This is a genomic window from Nonomuraea sp. NPDC050733, from assembly GCF_040654215.1.
GTDB lineage: Bacteria > Actinomycetota > Actinomycetes > Streptosporangiales > Streptosporangiaceae > Nonomuraea.
In genome coordinates this window covers 299397-322201 of the sequence record NZ_JBFAHO010000003.1, presented here as the reverse complement: position 1 = coordinate 322201, position 22805 = coordinate 299397, and the positions used below count along the sequence as shown (strand labels likewise).

General features: G+C 66.1%; 20 protein-coding genes and 2 pseudogenes. 9 read left to right on the top strand and 13 right to left on the bottom strand.

From position 1 onward, the window contains the following. Positions 1-140 precede the first annotated feature (140 nt). The 6 genes from AB0H64_RS08275 to AB0H64_RS08250 all read right to left on the bottom strand — a co-directional run bounded on the left by AB0H64_RS08275 (position 141) and on the right by AB0H64_RS08250 (position 3370). Entirely contained in the window at positions 141-266 is a 126-nt protein-coding gene (locus tag AB0H64_RS08275; RefSeq protein WP_357621528.1) for a hypothetical protein, read from the bottom strand. Continuing rightward, positions 263-409 (bottom strand): hypothetical protein, encoded by a 147-nt coding sequence (locus tag AB0H64_RS08270; protein WP_357621525.1) that lies wholly within the window; start codon positions 407-409, stop codon positions 263-265. The genes AB0H64_RS08275 and AB0H64_RS08270 overlap by 4 nt, the downstream gene beginning before the upstream one ends. Further along, complete coding sequence (locus AB0H64_RS08265) at positions 406-807, bottom strand: hypothetical protein (RefSeq protein ID WP_357621523.1); 402 nt, start codon at positions 805-807, stop codon at positions 406-408. Before AB0H64_RS08265 ends, AB0H64_RS08270 begins: the two co-directional genes overlap by 4 nt. Before the next feature lie 13 nt (positions 808-820). Further along, on the bottom strand, positions 821-1474 hold the full coding sequence (locus AB0H64_RS08260; RefSeq protein ID WP_357621520.1) for a DUF2637 domain-containing protein: 654 nt from the start codon (positions 1472-1474) through the stop codon (positions 821-823). 88 nt (positions 1475-1562) lie between these two features. Further along, the gene (locus AB0H64_RS08255) at positions 1563-2936 is read right to left on the bottom strand and encodes an FtsK/SpoIIIE domain-containing protein (RefSeq protein ID WP_357621518.1); all 1374 of its coding nucleotides are present in this window, start codon (positions 2934-2936) and stop codon (positions 1563-1565) included. A 104-nt stretch (positions 2937-3040) separates the two neighbouring features. Beyond that, positions 3041-3370: a hypothetical protein gene (locus AB0H64_RS08250; RefSeq protein ID WP_357621515.1), complete on the bottom strand. Its 330-nt coding sequence runs from the start codon at positions 3368-3370 to the stop codon at positions 3041-3043. A gap of 139 nt (positions 3371-3509) precedes the next feature. Between AB0H64_RS08250 and AB0H64_RS08245 the strand changes: the two genes are divergently transcribed. Beyond that, positions 3510-4352: a GntR family transcriptional regulator gene (locus AB0H64_RS08245; protein ID WP_357621513.1), complete on the top strand. Its 843-nt coding sequence runs from the start codon at positions 3510-3512 to the stop codon at positions 4350-4352. After that, positions 4349-5038 carry an HAD family hydrolase gene (locus tag AB0H64_RS08240; protein WP_357621510.1) on the top strand — a complete coding sequence of 230 codons (690 nt, stop codon included), beginning with the start codon at positions 4349-4351 and terminating at the stop codon, positions 5036-5038. The genes AB0H64_RS08245 and AB0H64_RS08240 overlap by 4 nt, the downstream gene beginning before the upstream one ends. 481 nt (positions 5039-5519) lie before the next feature. Here AB0H64_RS08240 and AB0H64_RS08235 read toward each other — a convergent pair whose 3' ends face one another. Both AB0H64_RS08235 and AB0H64_RS08230 read right to left on the bottom strand, forming a co-directional pair. Further along, a complete protein-coding gene (locus AB0H64_RS08235; protein ID WP_357621508.1) occupies positions 5520-6644 on the bottom strand; it encodes an XRE family transcriptional regulator in 1125 nt (374 codons plus the stop codon). A 57-nt stretch (positions 6645-6701) separates the two neighbouring features. Next, positions 6702-7379, bottom strand: a complete 678-nt coding sequence (locus tag AB0H64_RS08230; protein WP_357621506.1) for a hypothetical protein — start codon at positions 7377-7379, stop codon at positions 6702-6704. Between the two features lie 883 nt (positions 7380-8262). On the opposite strand from AB0H64_RS08230, the gene AB0H64_RS08225 reads away from it, so the two are divergent. The 5 genes and pseudogenes from AB0H64_RS08225 to AB0H64_RS08205 form a co-directional block, all read left to right on the top strand. Next, positions 8263-8481, top strand: a complete 219-nt coding sequence (locus AB0H64_RS08225; protein WP_357621503.1) for a GntR family transcriptional regulator — start codon at positions 8263-8265, stop codon at positions 8479-8481. 102 nt (positions 8482-8583) lie between these two features. Continuing rightward, entirely contained in the window at positions 8584-8811 is a 228-nt protein-coding gene (locus tag AB0H64_RS08220) for a hypothetical protein (RefSeq protein ID WP_357621501.1), read from the top strand. Between the two features lie 501 nt (positions 8812-9312). Next, positions 9313-16002, top strand: a complete 6690-nt coding sequence (locus AB0H64_RS08215; RefSeq protein WP_357621498.1) for a polymorphic toxin-type HINT domain-containing protein — start codon at positions 9313-9315, stop codon at positions 16000-16002. Positions 16003-16090: 88 nt separating this feature from the next. Beyond that, positions 16091-16552 (top strand): hypothetical protein, encoded by a 462-nt coding sequence (locus tag AB0H64_RS08210; RefSeq protein WP_357621495.1) that lies wholly within the window; start codon positions 16091-16093, stop codon positions 16550-16552. Positions 16553-17209: 657 nt separating this feature from the next. After that, a pseudogene (locus AB0H64_RS08205) lies at positions 17210-17329 on the top strand (recombinase family protein); the annotation flags it as partial. A gap of 44 nt (positions 17330-17373) precedes the next feature. Here AB0H64_RS08205 and AB0H64_RS08200 read toward each other — a convergent pair. The 4 genes and pseudogenes from AB0H64_RS08200 to AB0H64_RS08185 form a co-directional block, all read right to left on the bottom strand. Beyond that, positions 17374-18405, bottom strand: a complete 1032-nt coding sequence (locus tag AB0H64_RS08200) for a hypothetical protein (RefSeq protein ID WP_357621492.1) — start codon at positions 18403-18405, stop codon at positions 17374-17376. Between the two features lie 98 nt (positions 18406-18503). Beyond that, complete coding sequence (locus tag AB0H64_RS08195; protein ID WP_357621490.1) at positions 18504-19142, bottom strand: hypothetical protein; 639 nt, start codon at positions 19140-19142, stop codon at positions 18504-18506. 37 nt (positions 19143-19179) lie between these two features. Next, positions 19180-19701, bottom strand: a complete 522-nt coding sequence (locus AB0H64_RS08190; protein WP_357621488.1) for a hypothetical protein — start codon at positions 19699-19701, stop codon at positions 19180-19182. A gap of 314 nt (positions 19702-20015) precedes the next feature. After that, positions 20016-20457 (bottom strand): annotated as a pseudogene (locus tag AB0H64_RS08185) (transposase). Positions 20458-20501: 44 nt separating this feature from the next. Between AB0H64_RS08185 and pip the strand changes: the two are divergent. Beyond that, positions 20502-21434, top strand: a complete 933-nt coding sequence (gene pip, locus AB0H64_RS08180) for a prolyl aminopeptidase (RefSeq protein WP_357621485.1) — start codon at positions 20502-20504, stop codon at positions 21432-21434. 801 nt (positions 21435-22235) lie between these two features. Here the strand turns inward: pip and AB0H64_RS08175 are convergent. After that, positions 22236-22553: a hypothetical protein gene (locus AB0H64_RS08175; RefSeq protein ID WP_357621483.1), complete on the bottom strand. Its 318-nt coding sequence runs from the start codon at positions 22551-22553 to the stop codon at positions 22236-22238. Here AB0H64_RS08175 and AB0H64_RS08170 point away from each other — a divergent pair. Beyond that, positions 22507-22800, top strand: coding sequence for a Tn3 family transposase (locus AB0H64_RS08170; RefSeq protein ID WP_357622162.1), 294 nt, complete (start codon positions 22507-22509; stop codon positions 22798-22800). The two genes, AB0H64_RS08175 and AB0H64_RS08170, sit on opposite strands and share 47 nt — an antisense overlap. Positions 22801-22805 lie beyond the last annotated feature (5 nt).

Below are 22805 nucleotides of genomic sequence, written 5' to 3'. Positions count from 1 at the left end.
GTCCTCCTTCCTGGAGCCGGGGTGGTCTGCGGTGATGGGCCGGTGGCGCATACTGGGTGTCCTTTGCGAGTGAGCGAAGGGAGACGCCCCGCGGAGCGGCGAGCTGGCCGGCTTGGGCCGCTCCGTGGTGGCGTCGCCGATCAGTCGCGGTTGTCGATGCCGGTGCCGTCGCAGTCGAGGCACGTGGCGGTCGTTTGGGTCAGGTCGTGGTCGTCGTTGACCACGCCGGTGCCGTTGCAGGTGGCGCAGGCGTAGTTGTGGATCACGGGCTCTCGTCCTCCGGTTCGGGGCAAGGGCAGGACGTCTCGTCGTCGGGGTCCAGGCGGTCGCACTCGGCCGGGTCGCCGTCGAGTTCGCAGCCGTAGCGGGCGCAGCAGAAGCAGAACGGGCAGCGCAGGCGGGGGATCACGGCGCGATGACCCAGGCGGAGCGGTCGCCCCCGGCGTGGCGGATGGCGGCCAGGACGAGGGAGAGGTTGGTACGGTCCAGGCGCGCGATGGCCGGGCCGAGGTCGACGGGGTGGCCCTCGGCGAGGCTGAGCGCGATGCGCAGGACGGCGGCCTCGGAGTTGCAGCAGGGGAGCAGGCCGTTGATGAGTCCGCTGTGGAGGGTGTCCCAGCGGAAGACGGCGTACGAGGTGCCGCTGTAGTGCGCCGGGGCGTACTCGATTCCCATGCGGAGGAAGTCGCTGCGTCGCAGCCAGACGTCGTGCTGGATCAGCAGCTCGACTGCGGCTTCGGTGGAGTACGAGCCGCGTGCCCAGGCGCGGGCGGCCTCGATGAGGCGGGGAAGAGCGGGACGGGTCATCGCGAGTCCTTTCTCAGTTCGAATTGGCGGTGATCTTGCGGAGGAGGTCTGTGGCGAGGTCGCCGGAGATGCCCATGCGGGCGCGGAGCAGGTCCGCTGTGATGGGGCGACCGTGCTTGGAGCTGTGTTCGTCGGCCAGGCGTCGGGCGTAGGTGAGCAGGGCCGGCGACGGGGCCGGCTGAAGTTCCAGCTCTGCGGGGGCGGGCTGAAGCGGTGCGGGAGCCGGGTCGCTCTCGGGAGCGGTTGCCGGTGCCGGTGCAGGTGTCGGCTCGTGTGAGGCGCGGCGTTCCAGCATGGAGACGGCCACGAGGAAGGCCACGGCGGGCGTCGCCGCGCACACCCATCCCCAGGCGGACGGCTCTGCGCGGGCCAGGTTCGCGGCCAGGGTGAGCACGATGCCGCCGGTCAGGACGAGTGCCGGCCACGAGACCATCCCGCGGCGAGGGCGTCCGGTGCGGCGGTCGCGCTGGCGCTCCCGGGCGGCCATGACGCACATCAGGTCGATGCACACCGCGACCGCCCAGGACTGCCAGCCGCGCTGACCGTGCTCGGCGGCCAGCTCGGCGATGTGCGTGAACGAGCCCACGGCGGCGATCACGGCCAGGACCACGACGGGCGCGGAGTCCAGCAGCGTGGCGCGGACGCGGCCGGGCCGGGTCTCGGTCATGGCGCGGGCCTCCTTCCGGTTTCAGGCATGGATCGGGTAGGGACGTGGCCGGATTCGGCTCGGGCCGGGGCCGTTTGTGTGCGCCGGGTCAGGCGGGTGCCGACTCGGGGAGCAGGGTGTTCAGCTCTTCGTCGCTGATCGGTTCGACCGTGGTGGTGATCTCCGCCCAGGTCGGCGTCAGGTCCGCGTACGTCTCGGCGGCCCGTTCGGCTTCTTCCTCGGTGACGTACACCGACCGGGCGCGGTACCAGCGGCCGTCTTCGCCGATCACGATGGCTGTGCCGGGCATGTTGGCCGGGATTTGGCGGGAGGCGATGAGTGCGGCCGGGTCGGCGTCGCCGAGGGTCATGTTCGCGGTCTCGGGGTCGTTCACCCGATGGCAGACGCGGCCGGAGAGCTGGGACCGGAGTGCCGTGACGCCGGGGCCGAGGTCGGAGCCGACCCGCTGTCCGCAGACGAACAGGTAGACCCCGAAGGCCCGGCCAAGCTGGGCCAGCCGGAGGAGCTGCGTCGCGGTCTGCGCGATCTCGTCCTTCTCACCCTTGTGCGCCATCAGGAACAGTTCGGCGACCTCGTCCACCAGGACCACGACCGGGATAGGGCGCAGGGCCTCCGGCAGCTTCCAGATGTTGCGTACCGTGTGGGCGCGGCAGAGCGCCATGCGCCGCTTGACCTCGGTCATCAGGTCGTTCAGCAGGCCGGCGCACTCGGGGCGTTCGGTGGCGAGCGCGGTGAGACGTTTGCTGTACGGAGTCAGCTCGACGCCGCCCTTGAGGTCGAACCCGACCAGCGCCACGGGCTGGGAGGCCAGGCCGGTGATCAGGGCGTTGACGAGTGTGGACTTGCCGGACTGAGTCGCGCCGGTGTTCAGCCAGTGCGGCACGGTGGTGAAGTCGAGCACCCACGGACTACCGGTGTCGAGGACGCCGACGCGGACGCGTAGCAGGCCCTCGGACAGGACCGGCAGCTTGACCGTGGTGAGCGGGTCGCCGGTGGTCGCCAACAAGGTCACCCGGCCCGGTTTCCAGGAAGTCAGCCGTACTGAGTGGACACGCCAGGCGTGGGCGAGGTTGGACAGGCGTGCGCTGTAGTCCTCGGGCGTCTGGCCGTCCATGAGCCGGACGTTCAGCCGGAAGCCGAGCTTGCAGGGTCGGACGATGCCGAGGCGGGGCGGCTTGTCGATCGGAACCCGCCGTAGCTTGCGCTTGTGGGACAGGGAGGCGACGGTGATCGTCGCATTGCCGAGGACTGGTAGGCCGTCGAACGTCCAGCGCAGGCGACGGCGCTTGCGCGTCAGTCCGCAGCCGGCGGCGACGTTGCCCCAGGTGAAGTAGACGCTCAGCACTTTGAGCGGGAAGCCGAGGCCGTACCAGAACGAGACCGGGTGAAGTAGGCGCCAGGCGCACAGGGCCGAGACGAGCGAGGCCGCGCCGAGCACGAGCCAGACCATGTGGTCGGACATAATCGGGACAGTCCTTTCGTGCATGCGAGAGGAAGGCCCCGGAGCGGGCGGTAGCTGCCAGGCGATGCGCCCGCTCCAGGGGCATGAACTTCGCGGACCCGGAGTCAGGCCGCCTTGGCGTGGGCCAGGCGGATGGTCTCGGCGCGGAAGCCGAGGCCGGAGCGCCCGTTCATCTGCCAGTAGAAGGCGGCCAGGCCGACGGGGACGACCTGCACGCCCTCCGGGATCTGCGGGAACGTCTCGCTCGGGAACGTCACCACGATCACGGGGTTGCGCCGGTCGTCGTTCGGCTTGGGGAGGAGCGGGATCGTGTAGAGCTCCCGACCCTCCGCGTCCCTCTTCACCTCGCCGGTGGCGCGGTCCACGATCTTGGGCTCGGGCTCGCCCGCGACCGTGAACGCCAGGGCCGAGGTGTCGACGGGGATGTTGCGCATGGAAACCAGCTCCTCCGAGGTTGCCTAACTTGGCTAGGCATCTTGTCGATGGCTCCATGTTGACCAGCATGGCTAGCCATGTCAAGCATCATGGAAGAACTGGCCTAGGCGACCTAGGAGAACTAGACTGGTTTGCGTGATGAGTCTCGATCCTGACGACCCGCGTCCGCCGTATCAGCAGGTGGCGAACGCCCTGCGCGCGGCCATCCTGACGAAGAAGTTCGAGCCGGGGGAGAAGCTGCCCTCAGGGACCGAACTCGCCAAGCAGTACGGCGTGGCGCGGATGACCGTGCAGCAGGCCATCCGGATCCTGCGGGATGAGGGCCTGATCGTGTCGCGTCAGGGGAGCGGCGTGTTCGTGCGTGAGCGCACGGAGCGGCCGGTGGAGCTGCGGCCCCACATCGAGCACGCCTTCGAGGCGAGCAACGTGTCCATCGACTTCGCCGGCTTCTCGGGGGAGACGCTGCAAGGCATGCTCCAGGAGCCGCTGGACAAGATCCGGCTCGGGCGGCTTACGCCGGAGTCGATCGGGATCCGGATCCTGGTGCCGGACATGGGGCATCCGATGTCGCTGCCGTGCCGGGCCGAGGACCTGGAGGACGATCCGGTGATCCGGGAACGCGCCCTGCGGATCCAGCAGCGCAGCACCCAGGCCATCGCCGATGCCGTACATGAGCTGGCGGATCTGGGGTTGGTGAAGACCGCGTCCGTCGAGGTGCGGGTTCATCAGACGACGCCGGCGTTCAAGTTCTACGTGATCAACCGGGATCAGGTGTTCTTCGGGTTCTACCCGGTGGTCAAGCACACGGTGCGGATCAAGGGCGAGCCGCACGAGCTGTACGACGTGATGGGCAAGGACGCGGTCCTGTTCCACTACCAGGTGACCGAGGACGACTCGTCCATGCAGTCGCAGTACGTGGCCCAGGTCCGGCAGTGGTTCGACAGCATGTGGGGCACGATCAGCCGACAGGTCGAGCTGTGAGTGCTGCTGCCCTGGTCGAGATCTTCCGTCAGACGCGCGCCGTGCTGCTCGACTTCGACGGGCCGGTGTGCAAGGTCTTCGCTGGTCTGCCGGCCCCTGAGGTGGCGGCCCGGCTCAAGCGCCTGCTCCAGGACGAGGGGGCCGAGTTGCCCCGTGACGTGGTGGAGCTGGACGACCCGCTCAAGGTTCTCCGGCGTACGGCGGATTTCGCGCCGGAGCTGGTGGACAAGGTGGAGGCCGCGCTGGTGGCGAACGAGGCCGAAGCCGTGGAGTCGGCTGAGATCACTCCTGGCGTACGGGACCTGCTGGCCGCGTGCGCCGAGACAGGACGACCGGTCATAGTCGTCAGTAACAACTCACGGCCCGCGATTGAGCGGTTCCTCGGCGGTGCCGGACTGAATGGCAGCGTGGCCGGGATCGTTGGGCGCCCGATCGGGAGGCCCGACGAGATGAAGCCCCACCCACGATCAGTGCTGCGAGCCTGCGAGATAGCCGCTGTGCGGCCGGAGGAGGCCCTACTGATCGGGGACTCGGGGTTCGACATGGAAGCCGCCATCAACGCCGGAGCTCGCAGCATCGCCTACGCCAACGAGCCAGGCAAGGGCGTGACGCTCACGCAGGCCGGAGCCGACGCAGTGACCAGCGCCATGAGCGATATCGCAGCGGCAGTCAGGGCCGATGGGTAGCACGCCGGACAGGTGTGGTTCAAACCTTCCCTACGTCATCAAGCCGCCGCCCGATGGGCGGCGGGCGGCCGGGCGGTCCGGGCGGGCGTGCGGCCTCTCCGGGCCGGTCCCGCCCGGCCACCCCGCCGCACCATCGAACGAAGACAGAACCACGCGCAGAACGTTCAACAGCACCATGCGAGACGCCGGCCACCGGACTGAGCCGATGAGGCCAAAGAATGCCTCCGGCGGGAGCACTCCGGCACCGAGGCGATCACCACACGGCTCTGAACGTAGATGGGTGGCTGAGGGCTGATCACCTCGCACACCATCGACTCAGGCAAGCCCAGCAGACCGACTCCTCCGTATCAAGCCCGGCTCTGACCGCAGGACAATGCATGATCGAGGAACGGCGGCCGGCGAACGTACACGCGACGCCGAGCTTGACACTCCGTCCCCGGCCCGCTGCCGCTACGCGGTGAGTCGACGGCGTACGAGGTGATCAGAGGGCGCCGCTGTCGCGGTCTAGCTGACGGCCGGTGTCGTGGATCAAACGCAACTCAGGCCGAGCATGAGAAATTGCTTCTCGCCCACCCTTAAGTGCGATAGGGGCGAGACCAAAGATGTGTCTGTTTAGCTCATCTAGGCTTAGGTCCACACTCTTGGCAAGCTGGGGAGCGCTAATTCCGTTATCGCGCAGAACAGCGAGGACCTTGGTGAGAAGCTGAGAGGTCTCTCTAGGAATTCCGCCTGGCTCGGAGCTGCGGTACCCCATTTGCGAAAGCCGTTTGGCTGTGGTCCTGTATACCCAATCGGACATGAGGTTGAGATCGTGCAGCCTGTAGGTCAACGCCATGGCGGCCACTTTCCACTTCTGTTTTGCTTTCAAGATCTGTGGAATAGAGGGGTTGCGTAGACCTTGAGCGAGCAAACCCGCCCTGGGCATGAGAAACGCTGAAGCGAATTGCTGAGCTTCCCTTTCAGCCTCTGGGCCGTGCGGTACTCGGTGTTCAACATGCAGAACTAGATGGCCCAGCTCGTGGGCCGCGTCAAATCGACCGCGTTCACCGCTCTTATGTGTGTTCAAGAACACGAACGGCTGCTTTCCCCCGTGCCGCAGAGAAAAAGCATCAACAGATGCGCAGTCGGTAGCAAGGGAGAAGACCCGGACACCGTGTGCCTCAAGAAGATGGATCATATTTGGTGCGGGGGCTTCGCCAAGTCCCCATCTGGCTCGCAGTAGTTCAGCTGCCTCTTCTGGTTCTAGATGAGGAAAGGTTGGGATATCGGGTAGAGGTAGGTCGAAGCGAGCCTCTATCCACTCACCTAGAGCAATCGCGAACGTGCCAGCGCTGAGTGCCGCATCTCTGTCTAGGGCACTCATCTTTGTCAGCGCGCGAAAACTGGCTTCCCCTACTGGGATCTCATTAAGATCCACGCCCCCAAAGAAGGAGACGGGAAGCTCTAGAGCATTGGCTAGAGCCTCCAGCGTCTCTCCGCTAGGTGCCTTATGCCCGTTCTCAAACGCGGTCAGGCTTCGAACCGATACGTTCGAAGCCTTGGAAAGCTTCGCAAGGGTCATCCGGCGGCGCTTTCGTGCGAGAACAAGGCGTGAGGCAGTGAACACTTAGAACCATCCCTAGTGGACCAAGGCGCGGCCGTAGGGCGTCACCTGACGAGCGACCTAGATGCCCTTGTAGGTGACGTCGAACTCCGGGCCCTGGTCGTCGTTGTCGTCGGTGTTGATGTTGAACTCCGCGCCTCCGTCGCCGAACGGGATGGTGTCCACCATGATCCGTTCGGCCCACGTGTCGACGTACTTCCCGTGCATCTTCACCGGCAGGGAGACTTCGACCGCGATCCCCGTCTCGTCCATCCGGTAGAGGATGAACCAGGTGGGGAGGTCATCGACGTTCCTCTCCGTCTCCTCGGAGATCGTGATGCCGAGGTCTTCGAGGGGGAACAGGCCGAGCTGCTGGTTCAGCTCGACAAGCACCGCGATGGCGGCGCCCTTGGGGTTCTTGGCACGGACAGGAGCATCCGGGTCCCCCACGCCCTTCGAAGCGCTCATCGCGGTGATGGCGAAGGTGCCGGACGGGTGGATCGTGCGCAGGATGGTAAGGCGGTTGCTGAACTTCCAGTCTTCCGGGATGAGCTGTTCACGCATGTAGCGGTTGCTCCGGCTCCAGAAGAGAGAAGCCGCCGCACCGGGAGCGTCCAACGCGGTGCAGGTGCGCGCATCGGCGGCAGCGGTTTCGAGGGCCTGATGAATCATCTCGGTCGACAGACCCAGCTGCGTCAGGCGCGAGATGGCCTGAGCGCCGACATGGCAGACCTCTTCCATGAGCCCCTCCAAGGTCATGATGGTTCCAAGAACTCTACCTCATTTGAGGTCGCAAAAGTGGAACCACGCGACCATCGCCTATGGTATCGAACATGCAATCGATTTGGGAGAAGGTGGCTCCAGCTTGTGCCGGTGGCTGTGAGTGGCGAACTGAATGACGATCGCAGAGTATGAGCACGGACGCTCGCAGACGTCGCCTGACAGTCGATCCAGGTCAGCAGTAGTGATAGGGCTGTCCGGGGGCAGGGTCAGGTGGCTTCGCATCGAAGTGGTCAAGGCCGTGACGATCGCTCGCTTGGTACTCGCCGTTAACTTCGGGGTGATCGCTGGCGGCAAGGAGCGACTTCGTAGGTTCTTGCCGTCGGCTGGCGTGGCTGGACGAAGTGCGCTCATCGATCGGACAGTCAAGTGCTGATCGGAACGCTGCGAGCACAAGCGCACACCCAGGGTTCACGAGCCCTTCCCGTCTATCGGGCGGTTCCCGATAGGAGGCATGTCCAGAGCGTCCAAGCGTCCTTCAGAGGCAAGGGGCTGGTCTCGTGGACCTGGTGGCAGTCGTCGAGCTGTACGGTGCGGCGGATGAAGGCTCGGCCGCCGGCGCTGCAGAGCTCGTACACGGTGGCTCGGCACGGGCACGTCCAGGCGATCACGCCTATCCGGTGAAAGCGGGGTCCGTAGGGGTGCCATTCCAGGCGTACGTGGCCGCGCTGTGGCATCGCCACATGTGGACTCATGCACCGGTCAGGGCCAGTGGGGAAGATCTCCGGAGCAGCCATGGCCGCATTTTAGACTGGTAAAGCTATGGCGCGCTATAGCGCGCTGTCCATCGCCATGGCACGCAGCAGCTTCCTACCGTTCATGGGTGGTGGAGTTGAAAGCTAATCAGCCCAGGTGGCGGCAAGTGCACGCGATCATCGCGGAGCGCATCCGCACGGGTGAGTACAAGGCCGGCGAGCGTATCCCGTCCCTCATCGCGCTCATCGAGGAGTTCGGCATCGCCAACGCCACCGGCCAGAAGGTCATGCGCGCTCTGCGGGCGGACGGTCTGATTCGCACCGAGCCCGGCATGGGCAGCTTCGTGACCACCCCGGAGGAGCGCCGGGCGGCCGAAGATCGGTGATCGAGGAGCTGGCGGTTGCCGCGTGAGGATGACCGGGTGAGGTGCTTTCGCCGACCCTGGGGCGACGATCGTGGGGACGAGTACGCCAGTTGGGGGACGTCGGTGTACTACCTGGCCATTGACGAGGCCGGAACCGTGCGCCAGCAGGTCGAGGTGTACGCCAGTGGGGTGGTCCTCGCGTACGACGAGCAGCATGAGCAAGATCGGTACGGAGCATTGACATGCGCGGATCTCGATCTCGAAGAGTTCTTGCCTTTCGAGATTTCGCGGCAGGAGTTCTTGGATGCTGTGGCTGAGCTCAAGCCCATCAACCGGCGCCGTGGTAAGTGATGAGCTGGGTCGGCGACCCAACAAGTCAGGCGTCGCAGGTTGACGACCAAGGGTAAGCAGCATGGCGCCGAAGTGCTCAGGGGGCTCTCGCCTCTGCTCATCTCCACCCAGGTCAAAGCCAGTCTCCCGTAGCGGAAGGGCCTTTTGCGCGCCGTAAACGGCCGTACAGCAGCCTGCTCACGCGGGGCCGTCGGCAGGGAGGCTGCGGCGCCGCGGTGATCTTTCTGGCCCATCCTTCGACGCACTTTGTCAGATCAAGTGATGTAGATCACACGGCATTTCTTCAGGTGCTGCACGGCCCCGTGACACGCGACTTGACCTGGCAACATGTCGATCATGGTCAATCCGTCCTGACTGGCGGTGTTGGGTAAGTGACGCTCCCGTCGTTGACCGATCTTGGTCTGTCGATCAAAGTCCGGTTGATCCAATTTATGTCTGCCTTAGGCATGTAAGGCCTCGGTGCCCCGGGGTCTGCGTCAGCGTGCCCTGAAGGGATGCGGGATGCCGAGTCGCCGTCTGCCGGTGTGGTTTGTGGCGTTCGTGATCGGGCTTGTGTCACTGGTGCTGGTCTCGGGCGTGGGAGTTCCTGACCAGTTGATTCCACAGGCCGGGGCGGCGACGCCTGATCCGGAGCGTTCGGTGGACGGGCGACCGGTGCCGGCGAAGAAGGCTGCCAAGGGCGCCGAGGAGTCCGTGCCCAAGGTGGAGCGGCGCAAGCCCGTGTGGCCGAAGCCTGGCAGCGCCGAGGTCAAGGTGGCCGAGGTCGGCAAGGTGGCCGAAGTGGGGGCTCTGCCGCTCAAGGTGGGGCAGGTCAAGGGTGCTGACGTCGGCAAGGTCAAGGTGGAGACCTTGGCGCCGGAGGTGGCGCGTGCTCTGGGCGGGGTGGGGATCGCCGCCCGGGTGATGCGGGCCGATGGCGGTTCAGCGTCGGGCAAGGTGCGGGCGGAGTTCTCCTACGCGGACTTCCGGGACGCTTTCGGCGGGAACTTCGCCAGCCGGTTGCAGCTTGTACGGGTACCGGCATGTGCGCTGGAGACGCCGCGGCCGAAGACCTGTGTGGTGCGCCCGAGCGTGGTTCCGTCCACGAATGACGTGAAGGCCGGAACGGTGACTGCGGAGGTGGAGGCGACCCCGGCCGGAGCCGTTGCGGCGCAGGTCAAGCCGGTGGCGCCGGGCAAGGACCGCAAGGCCTGGATGGCGCAGGTGGCGCAGGAGCGGCTGGCGGCGCAGTTGGCCGCGGGGTCGGTGTACCTGTTGGCCGGAGGGATGACGGGGCGCGACGGTAACTGGGGCGCGACCGACCTGAAGCCGTCGGGCACCTGGCAGGCGGGCACGTCGGGTGGCGGTTTCGACTACGACGTGCCACTGCCGGAGCCGCCGTCGGTGGCCGGCAACGGACCGGACCTGTCGCTGCAGTACGAGGCGTCGTCGGTGGACGGCCAGGGCGACTGGACCAACAACCAGTCCACCGTGGTGGGGGCCGGCTGGGACCTGAACGCCGGGTTCATCGAGCGCCGCTACCGCCGCTGCTACGTGGACAACTCCTACGTCGAGAACGAGGGGATGGTGTGGACCGCCCGGGAGAGCGGCATCGGTGGCGAGGCGTTGTGCTGGGAGTCGCCGGACGAGACCGACGACGACTCCACCACCAACGACAGGACGCAGTCGGAGCTGGTGCTGAGCGCGGGCGGCCGTTCGGCGCAGATCGTCAAGGACCGCACCTCGGGGGCGTGGAAGACGGTCCCGGATCTCGGGTGGAAGATCGAGCAGGTCGCGGGCGGCGCGGACGGCCAGCCGTACTGGAGGATCACCAACCAGGACGGCACGGTGTGGCGGTTCGGCTCCACCAAGGATGCCCAGTGGCAGGTGCCGTACGTCGGCAACGAGTCGGGTGAGCCCTGCTTCGACCGCTACAACAACGACGACATCCCGCCGACCTGCACCGGCGTGTGGCGGTGGAACCTCGACCAGGAGGTCGACCGCAACGAGAACGTCGTCGACTACTCCTACACCCGCGAGAGCAACTACTTCTGCCTGCCCTCGTGTGAGCACGAGCTGTACCGGGTGCTGCCGTACGACCGGGGCGGGTTCCTGTCCTCGGTGAAGTGGGGCCACAACACCCAGGTCAGCGGCAGCGCGCCGACGGCGCGGATGACGTTCACCACCGACGCCCGCACCGGCGGTGACGTGCCGACCGACCTGCAGTGCACGCAGGCGACCGGCTGCGTCAACAAGGCGATCGCGTTCTTCACCACCCGCAAGCTGACCTCGGTGCTGACCGAATCGCTCAACCCGACCTCGGGCGGCTGGGATCCGGTGGATCGGCTCGACCTTCAGCACACCTGGATCTACCAGCGCACCGACTTCGGGCCGGCCGATGATCCTGCACTGTGGCTGGACAAGGTGCAGCAGACCGGCCTGGCCGGCACCTCACAGGTGACGCTGCCACCGTTGGACTTCGACGCGGTGATGCTGGCCGGGAAGATGGACCACGACACCATGTCCGACTGGACCGACCTGGTGTCCTGGCGGATGGTCCCGCGCATCGCCGCGATCGCCAACGGGATGGGCGGCCGGACCGAGGTCTCCTACGGCCAGGCCGACCCGTGCAGCGGCGGCAAGGGCCGCGACGGCTCCAACTACTTCGCCGACAAGATCGGCGACTGCTACGACGTCGACCAGGGCAGCGACCCCGAGCAGGGGTACGAGTCGTGGACCCGGTACTACAAGCAGCTCGCGGTCAAGGTGACCGAGCGGGACATGGTGGCCGGTTCGCCGGACATGGTGCACCAGTACGAGTTCCTGGGCAGCCCGCGCTGGACCAAACCCATCCAGTTCGCCGAGCCTAACCAGGCGCCCCAGAACTCGGAGTGGCGCGGCTACAGCCAGGTGCGCACCGTGGAAGGCTCCGGGACCGACCCGTCGGCCTACAGCGTCAGCACCCGTACGTTCCTCCGTGGTACCGGGGAGACCGTCACCGACTTCGACGGCGGCACCGTCGTGGACAAGCCGATCCTGCAGGGCAACGTGCTGCAGGAGCAGGCGTGGAAGATGACCTCGCTCAACCCGCGGGCCTACACCGAGATCGACTCGACCAAGTTCGAGTACACGATCCAGAACACGGGCAACGGCCCCGGCACCATGGACCCCGCCTACGTCCTCCGAACCCGCGAACGCTCACGGGAGAAGGTGACCGGCGGGACCTGGCGCTACAGCGACGAGAAGACCGCCTACAACGCCGACGGCCTACCTGCCAAGGTCAACGACTACGGCCAGGACGGTGTCGCGACCGACAACTCCTGCACCAGCACCACGTATGCCCGCAACGCCGACGCGGGCCAGTGGCTCGTCGCCTTCCCGTCGGTGGTGGAGAAGCGGTCCGGCGACGACTGCGCGGCCGGGACGCTGGTCGGCAAGACCGTCACCCTGTACGACCTGGGCTCGGACCCAGCCACCAACAAGCCGAGCGACGGCAACCCCACCGAGGCCCGCTCCTACGCCAACGCGAGCACCATCTCCACGACCAAGGCCACGTACGACGACTACGGTCGCACGCTGTCCTCGACCGACCCGCTGAACAAGACGACCACCACCACCTACACCCCGCCCACAGGGTGGCCCAGCACCGGGGTGACCGTCACCAACCCGCTCGGTCACACCACCACGGCCCGCCTGTCGCACATCCTGGGAGAGCCGGTCGCGGTCACCGACGCCAACGGCAAGACCACCGAGATCGACTACGACGCACTCGGCCGTACCACCGCCGTGTGGAAGCCCGGCCAGCCCCGCAGCGGCGGCACCCCGTCGGCCACGGCCTCGTACACCATTCCGTTCGACGGCTGGGCCGGCCAGCCCACCGCGCCGATCAAGACCACCGTCAAGACCCTCCTGACGGGTACCGGCAGCTCGGCCAAGTGGACCACCACGCACAGCTACGAGGACGGCTTAGGCCGGACCCGCGAGGCCCAGACCGCCTCACCCGCCGGCGGCCGGATCGTCACCGCCACCACCTACGACCCGCGTGGCCTGACCGCCGCCATCACCGAGCCGGTGCACAACACCGGCGATGCGGGCAGCGGCCTGCTCAACCCCGCCCTGAGCGGCGTCCCCCAGTGGACCAAGACCCTGTACGACGACCAGGAACGGCCGACCGCGGCGATCGCCTACCACCTGGACACCGAGCTGCGCCGCACCACCACCAGCTACCCCGGCCAGGACCGCACCGAGGTCACCCCGCCGGTCGGCGGCAAGACCGCCACCGTCACCGACGTGTACGGCCGCACGGTCAAGGTCGAGGAGTGGTCGGACGCCACCGCCCACGCCGACACGACCTACACCTACGACCTGAGCGACAACCTCACCACGATGACGGACGCCAACGGCAACGTCCGTACCTACACCTACGACTGGCTGGACCAGCGCGCCACCGCCAAGGACCCCGACGCGGGCAGCTCCAGCTACGGCTACGACCTGGCCGGCCGGCAGATCTGGAGCATCAACGGCAAGAACCAGAAGGTCTCCACCACCTACGACGACCTCGGCCGCCGCAAGACCCAATGGTCGGGAGAGCCGGAGACCGGCACCAAGCTCGCCGAGTGGACGTATGACAGTCCCGCCAAGGGGCAGCCCACCGCGTCCATCAGTTACGTGGGCGGCCAGGCCTACACCCAGACGGTCACCGGCTACGACAGCGACTACCGGCCCACCGCCACCAAGGTCACCATCCCCGGCACCGAAGGCGCCCTCGGCCGCGACTACGCCTTCACCTCCTCCTACGACGCCGCAGGCAACCTGCGCGAGCAGACCCTGCCCGACGCCGGCGGCCTGGCCGCCGAGAAGCTGACCCACGCCTACACCGACCTCGGCTTCGCCAAGGCGCTGACCTCCGACCTGGGCGGCGGCTCCACCTACGTCAAGGACACCGCCTTCACCCCCACGGGCAAGCTCGCCAGCCACCTGCTCGGCGGCAACGGCCAGATCAAGCGCACCCTGGAGCGCGACGCCACCACCGACTGGCTCTCCCGCGTCAGCACCCAGACCAAGGCGGACACCTCCAGCCCGACGACCGTCCAGGACGACCGCTACAGCTACAACATCGCGGGCAACATCACCCGCATCCTGGACTCCGCCTCCGCCGTCCCCGGCACGCACGACGGCCAGTCCGAATGCTTCACCTACGACGGACTGCTGCGCCTCAAGACCGCCTACACCACCACCGCCGGCTCGTGCACCGGCTCCGGCGACGGCAAGGGCGTCGACCCGTACGACCAGGCCTACGGCTACGACAAGGTCGGCAACATCACCACGCTGACCGACAACGGCCAGACCGCCACCTACAGCTACCCCACCCCCGGCGCCAACGCGGTGCGGCCCAACGCGGTGGCCTCCATCGCCCGCCCCGGCGGCACCGACACCTACGCCTACGACAACGCCGGGCAACTCGCCGCCCGCACGGTCGGCGGCAAGCAGGCCACCTTCGACTTCGACCCCCTCGGCCAGCTCACCCAGGCCACGGTCGACGGCAAGCAGACCGGCATGGTCTACGACGCCGACGGCCAGCGCCTGATCCGCCGCGACCCCGACGGCAGCACCACCCTCTACCTCGGCGCCCTGGAACTCCGCCTCACCGGCGGCCAGGTCACCGCCAAGCGCTACTACACCGCCTCCGACGGCACCCTCATCGCCCTACGCGAGACCAGCGGCCTCACCTGGCTGCTCGCCGGCCAGCACGGCAGCACCCAACTCGCCATCAACGACGCCACCGGCGCCGTCAGCCGCGAACGCTACACCCCGTTCGGCAAGCGCCGCGGCGGGGACGACCTGCCCTTCACCGACCGCGGCTTCCTCGGCAAGATCGAGGACGCCTCCACCGAGCTCACTTACTTAGGCGCCCGGTACTACGACCCGGCCATCGCCAAATTCATCTCCACCGACCCCGAACTCGACCTCCGCACCCCTGAGTGGGCCAACGCCTACAGCTACGCGGCCAACAACCCCATCGACCTGTCCGACCCGGACGGCCGCCGCGTCGACACCGGCAACGCAAAATCCGACAAGGCGTTCTCCAAGACTCACAAGCCCAGCGGCGCGAAGAAGAAGAATTACGAGATCACGCTGGAGAAGAATCACAAGAAAGCCGTCGCTGCCCAGCAGCGGAAGATGGAAAAGGAGCGTCGTGCTTGGAAGAAGCGCGAAGAGCAAAGGTCTCGTTACCAAAGTCGTGATGCAGGGCTCAGGAAAGAAGAGATCGAGGCGTATCGCTGGCTGCTGAGCAACCCGGGACTGAGTGATGAGTTCGGGTCGGTCTCCATCAGATTCCGGACCTTTAAGAAGAGGTCGACGCCGTCGACTGCCAGTCCAATTCGCAAGGCCGTTAAAGAGGTGTCGTGTAGCAGCTTCCTTCCGGGCACCAAAGTTTTGATGGCCGACGGCACGTACAAGCAAATCGAACGAGTCAAAGCTGGTGATGAAGTCCAAGCCGCCGATCCCCAGACCGGCCGGATCGGAAGCAAGACCGTCGTCACGCCGATCACAAGCAGGGGCGTTAAAAATCTAGTTTCGATCTCCATCCAGGTTAACGGAACGGATAACGGCTCTGTTGGTACGCTAGTTGCTACCGAATCTCACCCATTCTGGGTACCAAATCTTCGCGAGTGGGTGGCCGCAGGAGAATTACGCTCCGGCATGTGGCTGCAGACATCTGCTGGCACATACGTCCAGGTTGCCGCCATCGCGAAACGAACGGCGGCGGATCAGCGGGTTCACAACCTGGCTGTCGAGGACCTGCACACCTACTATGTTCTTTCAGGCGGCCATGCAGTTCTCGTTCACAATGCTGACCCGGGATGCGCGGACAAGCTGCGACGGAACCTCATTGCTGCTGGAATTCCGGAGCCAACCACGCCTCACAGTCCGCACCACATTGTGGCGGGAAACTCAAAAAAGGCTGCTCCTGCGAGGGCGGTGCTGGACAGGTTCGGCATCGATGTAAATGACGCTGAAAATGGCGTCTGGTTGCCACGTAGCAGCAGGTCGCCTAATCCAACCAATGCATCGGTGCATTCAAAAGTTCACACGAACGAATACTATGATTATGTCAACGACCTTATGGCTGGAGCGCGAAGCAAGAAGGAGGCTCTGGATGTGATAAACCATATTAGAAGACAGCTCCAGAGTGGCGTTTGGCCTTAGGGCTATACTATCCGCCTGTCGGGATCTGAAAGATCCCGGCAGGCGGACGCAGTTTGAGGTACAGGCATCAGATGCGGGAGAATTGGTCATGCCAGGTGAGCGGAAGGTAGAGGCGGCTCTGGATCTTGCCAGAGGGCTCCTCGAAGAGATGTCCTTGCTGAACCCTCGGATCTCGGATTTGACTGGGCTGGTGCGACGCTACTCGGCGATCAAGTTTGATGTGCCGGAACTAGCCGAGGCAGACGGATACCTGTTCCAATATGGAAGGGTGGGCTGGTTCTCCGAACCAACCTTTGTCATCAGTTTGGTGCGGCAGCTCGAAGTTGTTGACTCGGGCGGAGAGCACGAGTACTACATCCAAATACAGTTCGAGTTCAGATATGCATTGGATGATGAGCTCGAGTCGGTGGACAGCTGCTCCGAATGGTGGTTTCCGGAAGGCGAGGTATCCTTCGATGTATGGATGGAGTCTGTGGAGCAATCTCCTATTATGAACACTCTGGCCCGAAAAATGCCCCGGGAATTCGAAATATGGCGAGATCAGGATTAATTTAGAGGGCGTTTCAATCCATGCTGCAGAGCTGACGGTGTTCTTATAGCCTCCGATAGCGGGTTGTCGATGTAGTGAGCCGAGAAGCTTCTGGATGCCAGCTGGCAGCGTGTCATATGCGCGTCGTCGGGCACCGCTAGACGCCCCTCACGACCTTGTTATCGCAGGTAGACGCCATCATTACCTGATCGGAGACAGGGTTCTGTAAAACCGTTGGCTCAGCCTACGCAAGTTCGAACCTTGCACCTGCCACACCAGCAGAAAGAGGCCCTTCACCAGCGGAAACGCGGTGAGGGGCCTCTCTCGTTGTGTCCGACTGTTCATGGTCATCGACGGCGGGCTACCGCCAACCGCGGCTAATGCGCGGCCAAGTTTTGAGGGTGCTGGGGCATCCCAGATTTTGAGATGTGTCACAGCGCGGAACCATCCCCGCGTGCGCGGGGAGCACCCCGGGGCGGGAGTCAGCATCTGGCCGAGCGTGGGAGCATGCCCGCGTGCGCGGGGATCACAAGAAGCAGGCGCCCCTACCGGACTACGAGGAGGGATCCTCCCCGCGTGCGCGGGGAGCACCCGATGTGGGGGTTGGAGTACGGCCTCGGACACAAACCAATTGCACATGTGGAGGCCAGGCGAGACCTGAGCCTCCACTAGCCCAGCCTGGACCGCTACGGCCGTTCCCTGGCCGACCTCATCAGCATGGTCGGAGACCTCCGCAAGCGCGAGATCGGCTTCACCTCACTGCACGAGAACCTCGACACCACCACCCCCGGCGGCAGGCGCGGCGACGCGATCCCGGCCCTACTTCTGAAGCTGTTCCAGCACTACCATGAGCGCGCCCACCCGGCGGCCCCCCGGTCGCCCAGTCGAAGCATGCCGATCCGCCAGATCGCATCCCGGGCCGCGGCCAGGGCGTCATCACCGACCGCGGCCTCAAGGACGCTCAACGCCTGGTATCGCGCACGCCAGCGTTCTACGGCCTCAGCGGGAGCATCGGCCGGCGGGCTCTGGGCCAGCAGTTCCTGGCTGAGGAGACGTACTTCGGCGCGGAGCTCGGCGAGAACGGCCGGGCTCGGCACCCCCGCCAGAGCGGCCAGAACACGGTCGGCCACCGGCACGTGCAGGCCACTCAGCTCGCACGCGGTCTCCGCCACCAGCGCGGCGATCTCACGCGCGCGGCCGGGGCCGGGGGCGGCGATGAGGTCAGCCACGCGCGGGTCGCCGGCGAGATAAGCGAGATGGTCGCGCTCGTCCTGGCCAGGCAGAACCGCTCCGGCCGGTCCCGCGTACATGTCCAGAACGGCGCTCTGGTGCTCCGCGGCCAGCCACTCCGCCTCCAGACGCCCGCCGATGAGCATCTCGCCCAAGGTCAGGGCCGCGCTGCGGAGATCGTCCTGTTCCGCCAGTTCGGGCCAGGCCGACAGCACGTCGGGCAGGTCTTCGAGGTCTTCCAGCTCTTCGGGGTCGAACAGATCCGCCGTGACGAGGACGCGACCGTGCTCGGCATAGGCGAGTTGCCCGTCCCGTTGGCGTTCCAGAACACGCTGAGCGCCCGCCCTTGCCGCGCCAACCGGGCCAGAACCTCTGGACGCGTCCCTTGAAAGCCATTGGGCTCGACCAGGACGGTCCAGGACCCCAGGCTTCCGGCCATCGCCGCGCCGGCCCAAGCGGGAAGCACGTCGTAGGCCGCCTCTACGGTCTGCGCGAAAGTTGCGCCTGCCCGAGCCGGCCTCCTGCCCTCCCGCCGCGACGAGCGCCTCAGTGGCCGGCATGGACTCGATCCACGTGACGCACAACGGCACGTCCAGGTTCTCCTCCAGCAGCTTGCGATAGTGCGTCAGCGCATCGGAGTCCAATGTCGTCTCCCGGCAAAGAGCAAGGGCCCGGCCCACCGGCAAAGCCGGAGGCCGGGCCACACCTAATGCGAAGTACGGACGGCTAGGAAGCCTCGGCGTCAGGAACAATCTGCTCGTCGGCCCAGGGTATCCGTGCCCGGCGGCGGCGGATAATCGCCGAGTGATCCAGGTTCCTGGCTGTCCGAGATCCGTACCGTGAACTTCTGTTTCTCCAGAACACGGTTACGCTCGAACCACCAGCCCATCCAGGAGCCCGCGGTGGATTTGTCGGTCGCCAGAATCGCGCGAGCCGAATAGTTGGTGCCCGCCAGTGACGCTCCTTGGTGAGTGGCGGCGAAGGGGAACTCATCGCACGATCGGATGATCGTGTTTCCCTGGGGGTCCTTGAGGTTCCGGGTGTATCGCTTGCCGGGCGGGCGCGGACGCGGATCGCTGAAGGAGGTGTCGCACTGTTTGATGGCCACCTTTCTGTTCTGCCCGCCCAGTCCCTTCTTGCTGGTGTCGGTGTTCCGCTGCAAGGGCGTGCTCCAGGAGAATCCGGGGATCTTCTTGTTGGGGTCGTAGGGCACGGTGCTCGCCGGCTTGTTCCAGGCGTCCCAGACGTGCTGCGCCGACTCTTTGACCGGGTTGGTCATGAGCTGATTCCCCGGCCCCTTCACCTGGGCCGCTTTGCTCAGCTCGAAGACCGGGTTCTCCTGCATCAGGTATGCGTACGGGTCCGACGCCTGCTCGATCATGTGAACCTGCGGCTGCAACTTGCAACGAGCCCCGGCGCTAGGCCTCCGGGGCCCAGACGGCCTGGCGAAGGATGGCCGGCAGGCCGGAGGTCTTCCAGTGGTCGACGACGATGACGTCCAAGGACTTCACGTACCAGACCCGCTGGGTGTAGGAGAGCTTGGTGCCGCACGACACCGTGAACTGGTTGTAGACCGCCGGCTTCCCGCCGAAGGACACCTTCCGGCTGCGGACCGGCTTGGCCCCGCTCTCCAGGTACTTCTTGTTGGGCACGCACACGTTCACCCCGCTGCTGGGGTGATAGGGCTCGCCCACCTGGTACGGCTTGCCCTCGCTGGCGTACTTCACCTGGTCGGGGCCACCGAGGAGGAAACTCTGACACTCGGCGGCCTGCTTGGAGCAGGCACCGGTGATGACGCGCAGGCCGGAGCCCTCGGTCTTGGTCCGCCAGGTGCTCGGAACTTTGATGGCGAAACCCTGGAAGGAGACCGTCTTGACCGAGGCCTCAACGGAAGCGCCTGTCAGCATCAGCGACGCGCTGAGCGCGATAGTCATGATCATGGCCACTGATCTTATGGGTCGCCTGCGCGACGGCGTCAATGACGTCTGAGTATGCGGAAAACCACAGTCTTCTGGCCGAACTTTTCCGCCAATTGAAGCATCCAAAGTCTCGTGGACGCTCTTATTCCAGGGCCCGCGGCGCTCGGGCCGCGATCGGCCGAAAAGATTCTGTGCTGCTCTCACTGGCGCCGCCGATGACGTACGTGACTATGGCCGCCCCAGCCCGACACCGACGAGGAGCAACGTCTCTTTCACCATGCCCGAGATCCGCCTGCGGTGCACAGCAGCCGTTGCATGGCCTGAATGGGAGTTTGCTAGGGGGTGTCTGACAATTCGGCTTGGCGGAGCCAGAGCAAGAGCGAGGCGATGGTGACGCCTGCCAGGTAGCGGCTGGCCAGTTTGTCGAAGCGGGTGGCGATTGGCGCGCCATTGCTTGAGCTTGCCGATGCAGCGCTCGACCAGGTTGCGTTGCTTGTAGGTGAGGGCGTCGAAGGCGTGGGGGCGGCCGCCGCGGCTGCCTTTGCGCTTGCGGTTGGCAATCTGGTGGCGGCGTTCGGGGATGACTGCGTTGATGCCGCGCCGGCGCAGGTCGAGCCGGATCTTGCGAGTGGAGTACCCCTTGTCGCCGATCACGGTGTCGGGCCGGGTGCGCGGACGGCCGCCGGCCGGCCGGCGCAGCCGGAACTTGGCCAACACCGCTGCGAACGCGGTGCAGTCGACGATGTTGCCGCCGGTCAGGTGCAGGACCAGTGGCAATCCGCGCTAATGTAACAGTGCTGTTAGATCGGGAGGGTGAGCACATGCATGCGTACGACAGGGGGATGCTCGACGTCGGCGACGGCAACCTCGTGCACTGGGAGGTGGCGGGCAATCCGGCGGGCAAGCCGGCCGTGGTCGTGCACGGCGGACCCGGCTCAGGCGCCGGGCCGGGCTGGTACCGGAGCTTCGACCTCGACACCTACCAGGTGGTGCTCTTCGACCAGCGGGGATGCGGCAGGAGCACACCGAGCGTCAGCGACTGGGCGGTGAGCCTCGACGCCAACACCACGCATCACCTGATCGCGGACATGGAGCTGCTGCGGGAGCACCTCGGGATCGGCAAGTGGATGGTGTTCGGCGGGTCGTGGGGGGCGACGCTGGGTCTGGCGTACGCCGTACGACACCCGGACAGGGTCTCCGAGGTCGTGCTGTTCGGGGTCGGCACCACGACCAGGCGCGAGGTGGAGTGGATCACCCGTGAGATGGGCCGGGTCTTCCCCGAGGAGTGGGAGCGGTTCAGGGACGGCGTGCCCGAGCAGGACAGGGACGGGAACCTGGCCGACGCCTACGCCAGACTGATGGAGCATCCGGATCTCGCGGTGCGCGAGAAGGCGGCCGTCGACTGGTGCGAGTGGGAGGACCGGCACGTGCGGCTGCTCCCAGGGCTCGAGCGCGACCCCAGCTACGACGACCGCGACTTCCGAGTGACGTTCGCGCGGCTGGTCACCCACTACTGGCGGCACGCCGCCTGGCTGGGGGACGACGAGCTGCTGCGAGGCGTGGCGAAGCTGGGGCAGGTGCCAGGGGTGCTCGTACACGGGCGGCTGGACGTGAGCACGGCGCTGGAGACCGCGTGGAAGCTGTCGCGGGCGTGGCCGGGCTGCGAGCTGATCGTGCTCGACGGCGCCGGCCACGGCCCGGGGCTGGCGGACACCCTCGCGGCAGTGACGGCGCGGATGGCGAAAGCGGCTTAGCGCTGTGCTCGCATTTGGACGTATGTGATCGCATCGTTGAGAGTGCGGATCTTCTCGGCGTCCGCGTCGGGGATGAAACGGTGCCGCTGGCGCCATTCTGAACTCAAACAAGCTCGCACAGTACGGCCTGTTGAAGGGGGCCAGAGTGCGCTTCCCTGTGGAATTCGACGCCTGGAAGTGTCCCGATACTCAGTAAAGGTAGAACTGGTAGACAAGATCTCACATGAGCTGGCACTGCGCGGATGGATACCAATCGACAGCGAAGACCCCATATTCGTCCTGCGCGAGTCGGTGGAGGTTGAGGTTCAATTCGCTCCCCACATGTCGAGACTCGGTTCCGGCATACTCCTACTACCGGCTCTTGGGGTCAGGCATCACGAGACAAGTCTGCTCGTAACCAAGTTTTACGGACTCGCGGCGGACATTGCCACGCCAGCAGAAAGAGGGCCTTCATCAGCGGAAACGCGGTGAGGGGCCTCTCTTGTTGTGTCCGGCTTCCATGGTCGTCGACGGCGGGCTGCGGCCATCCGCGGCTGCATTTCGAGGGCCCTGCGGCGTCTCGGATGGGCACGCTGGCGGGGTCTCGGAGGTGGAGGCCGGTTGAGGTGGGGCATACTTGGTTTCCAAAGCGCTCACTTAGCTTGAGCGTTCCCATTTGCGGGGGAACACAGCCGCCTCTGCTTGGGATGTGCCACAGCTCGGGACCATCCATCATGCGCGGGGAGCTCCTCGGGCGCTCCTCGGTCGGAAGGCTCCGCCTGGGACGATCCCCGCGTGCGCGGCGAGCACGGCAGGGTTGGGTCATGCGGTCCTCCGGGCAAGGAACCATCCCCGCGTGCAGCGCGTCCTCCTGGTGACGTCGGCCTCGACCGGGTCGCCGGCCGTGAGGTGCGCGGCCGCCTGGTCGAGCTCGGCGGCCAGGCGGGCGAAGGCGTCCAGGTCGGCCCGCAGCCGGCGGCGGGTCCAGGCCAGATCGCGCCGGGCGGCGATGATGTGGCCGCGGGCGCGGTGGGCGGCCTGGCGGCAGGGCTTGCCGCAGTAGCGGGCCGGGCGGCCGCGTGTCGAGGCCTGGATCGGCGCGGCGCAGACCGGGCGGGCCGGGCTCAGCGGAGCGGTCATCGCGTGCCACCTCCTCGAGGGCGGGGTTTCGTCCGCGCTGTGCCTGCGGATCCTGCAGGCCGCGCTGGTGTTCGTTTACACCCTCATGCTGCAGGATGTGCTGTCCGAACCGGAGTGGGCTCAGCTGCTCACCCCGGCCGACCGGCGCGGCCTGACCCCGTTGTTCTGGCAGCACGTACGCCCCTATGAGGTACGGCTGAACCTGAACGCACGGCTGAGCCTCGGCCGGCTGCCCGCCCAGCCCTGACCAGG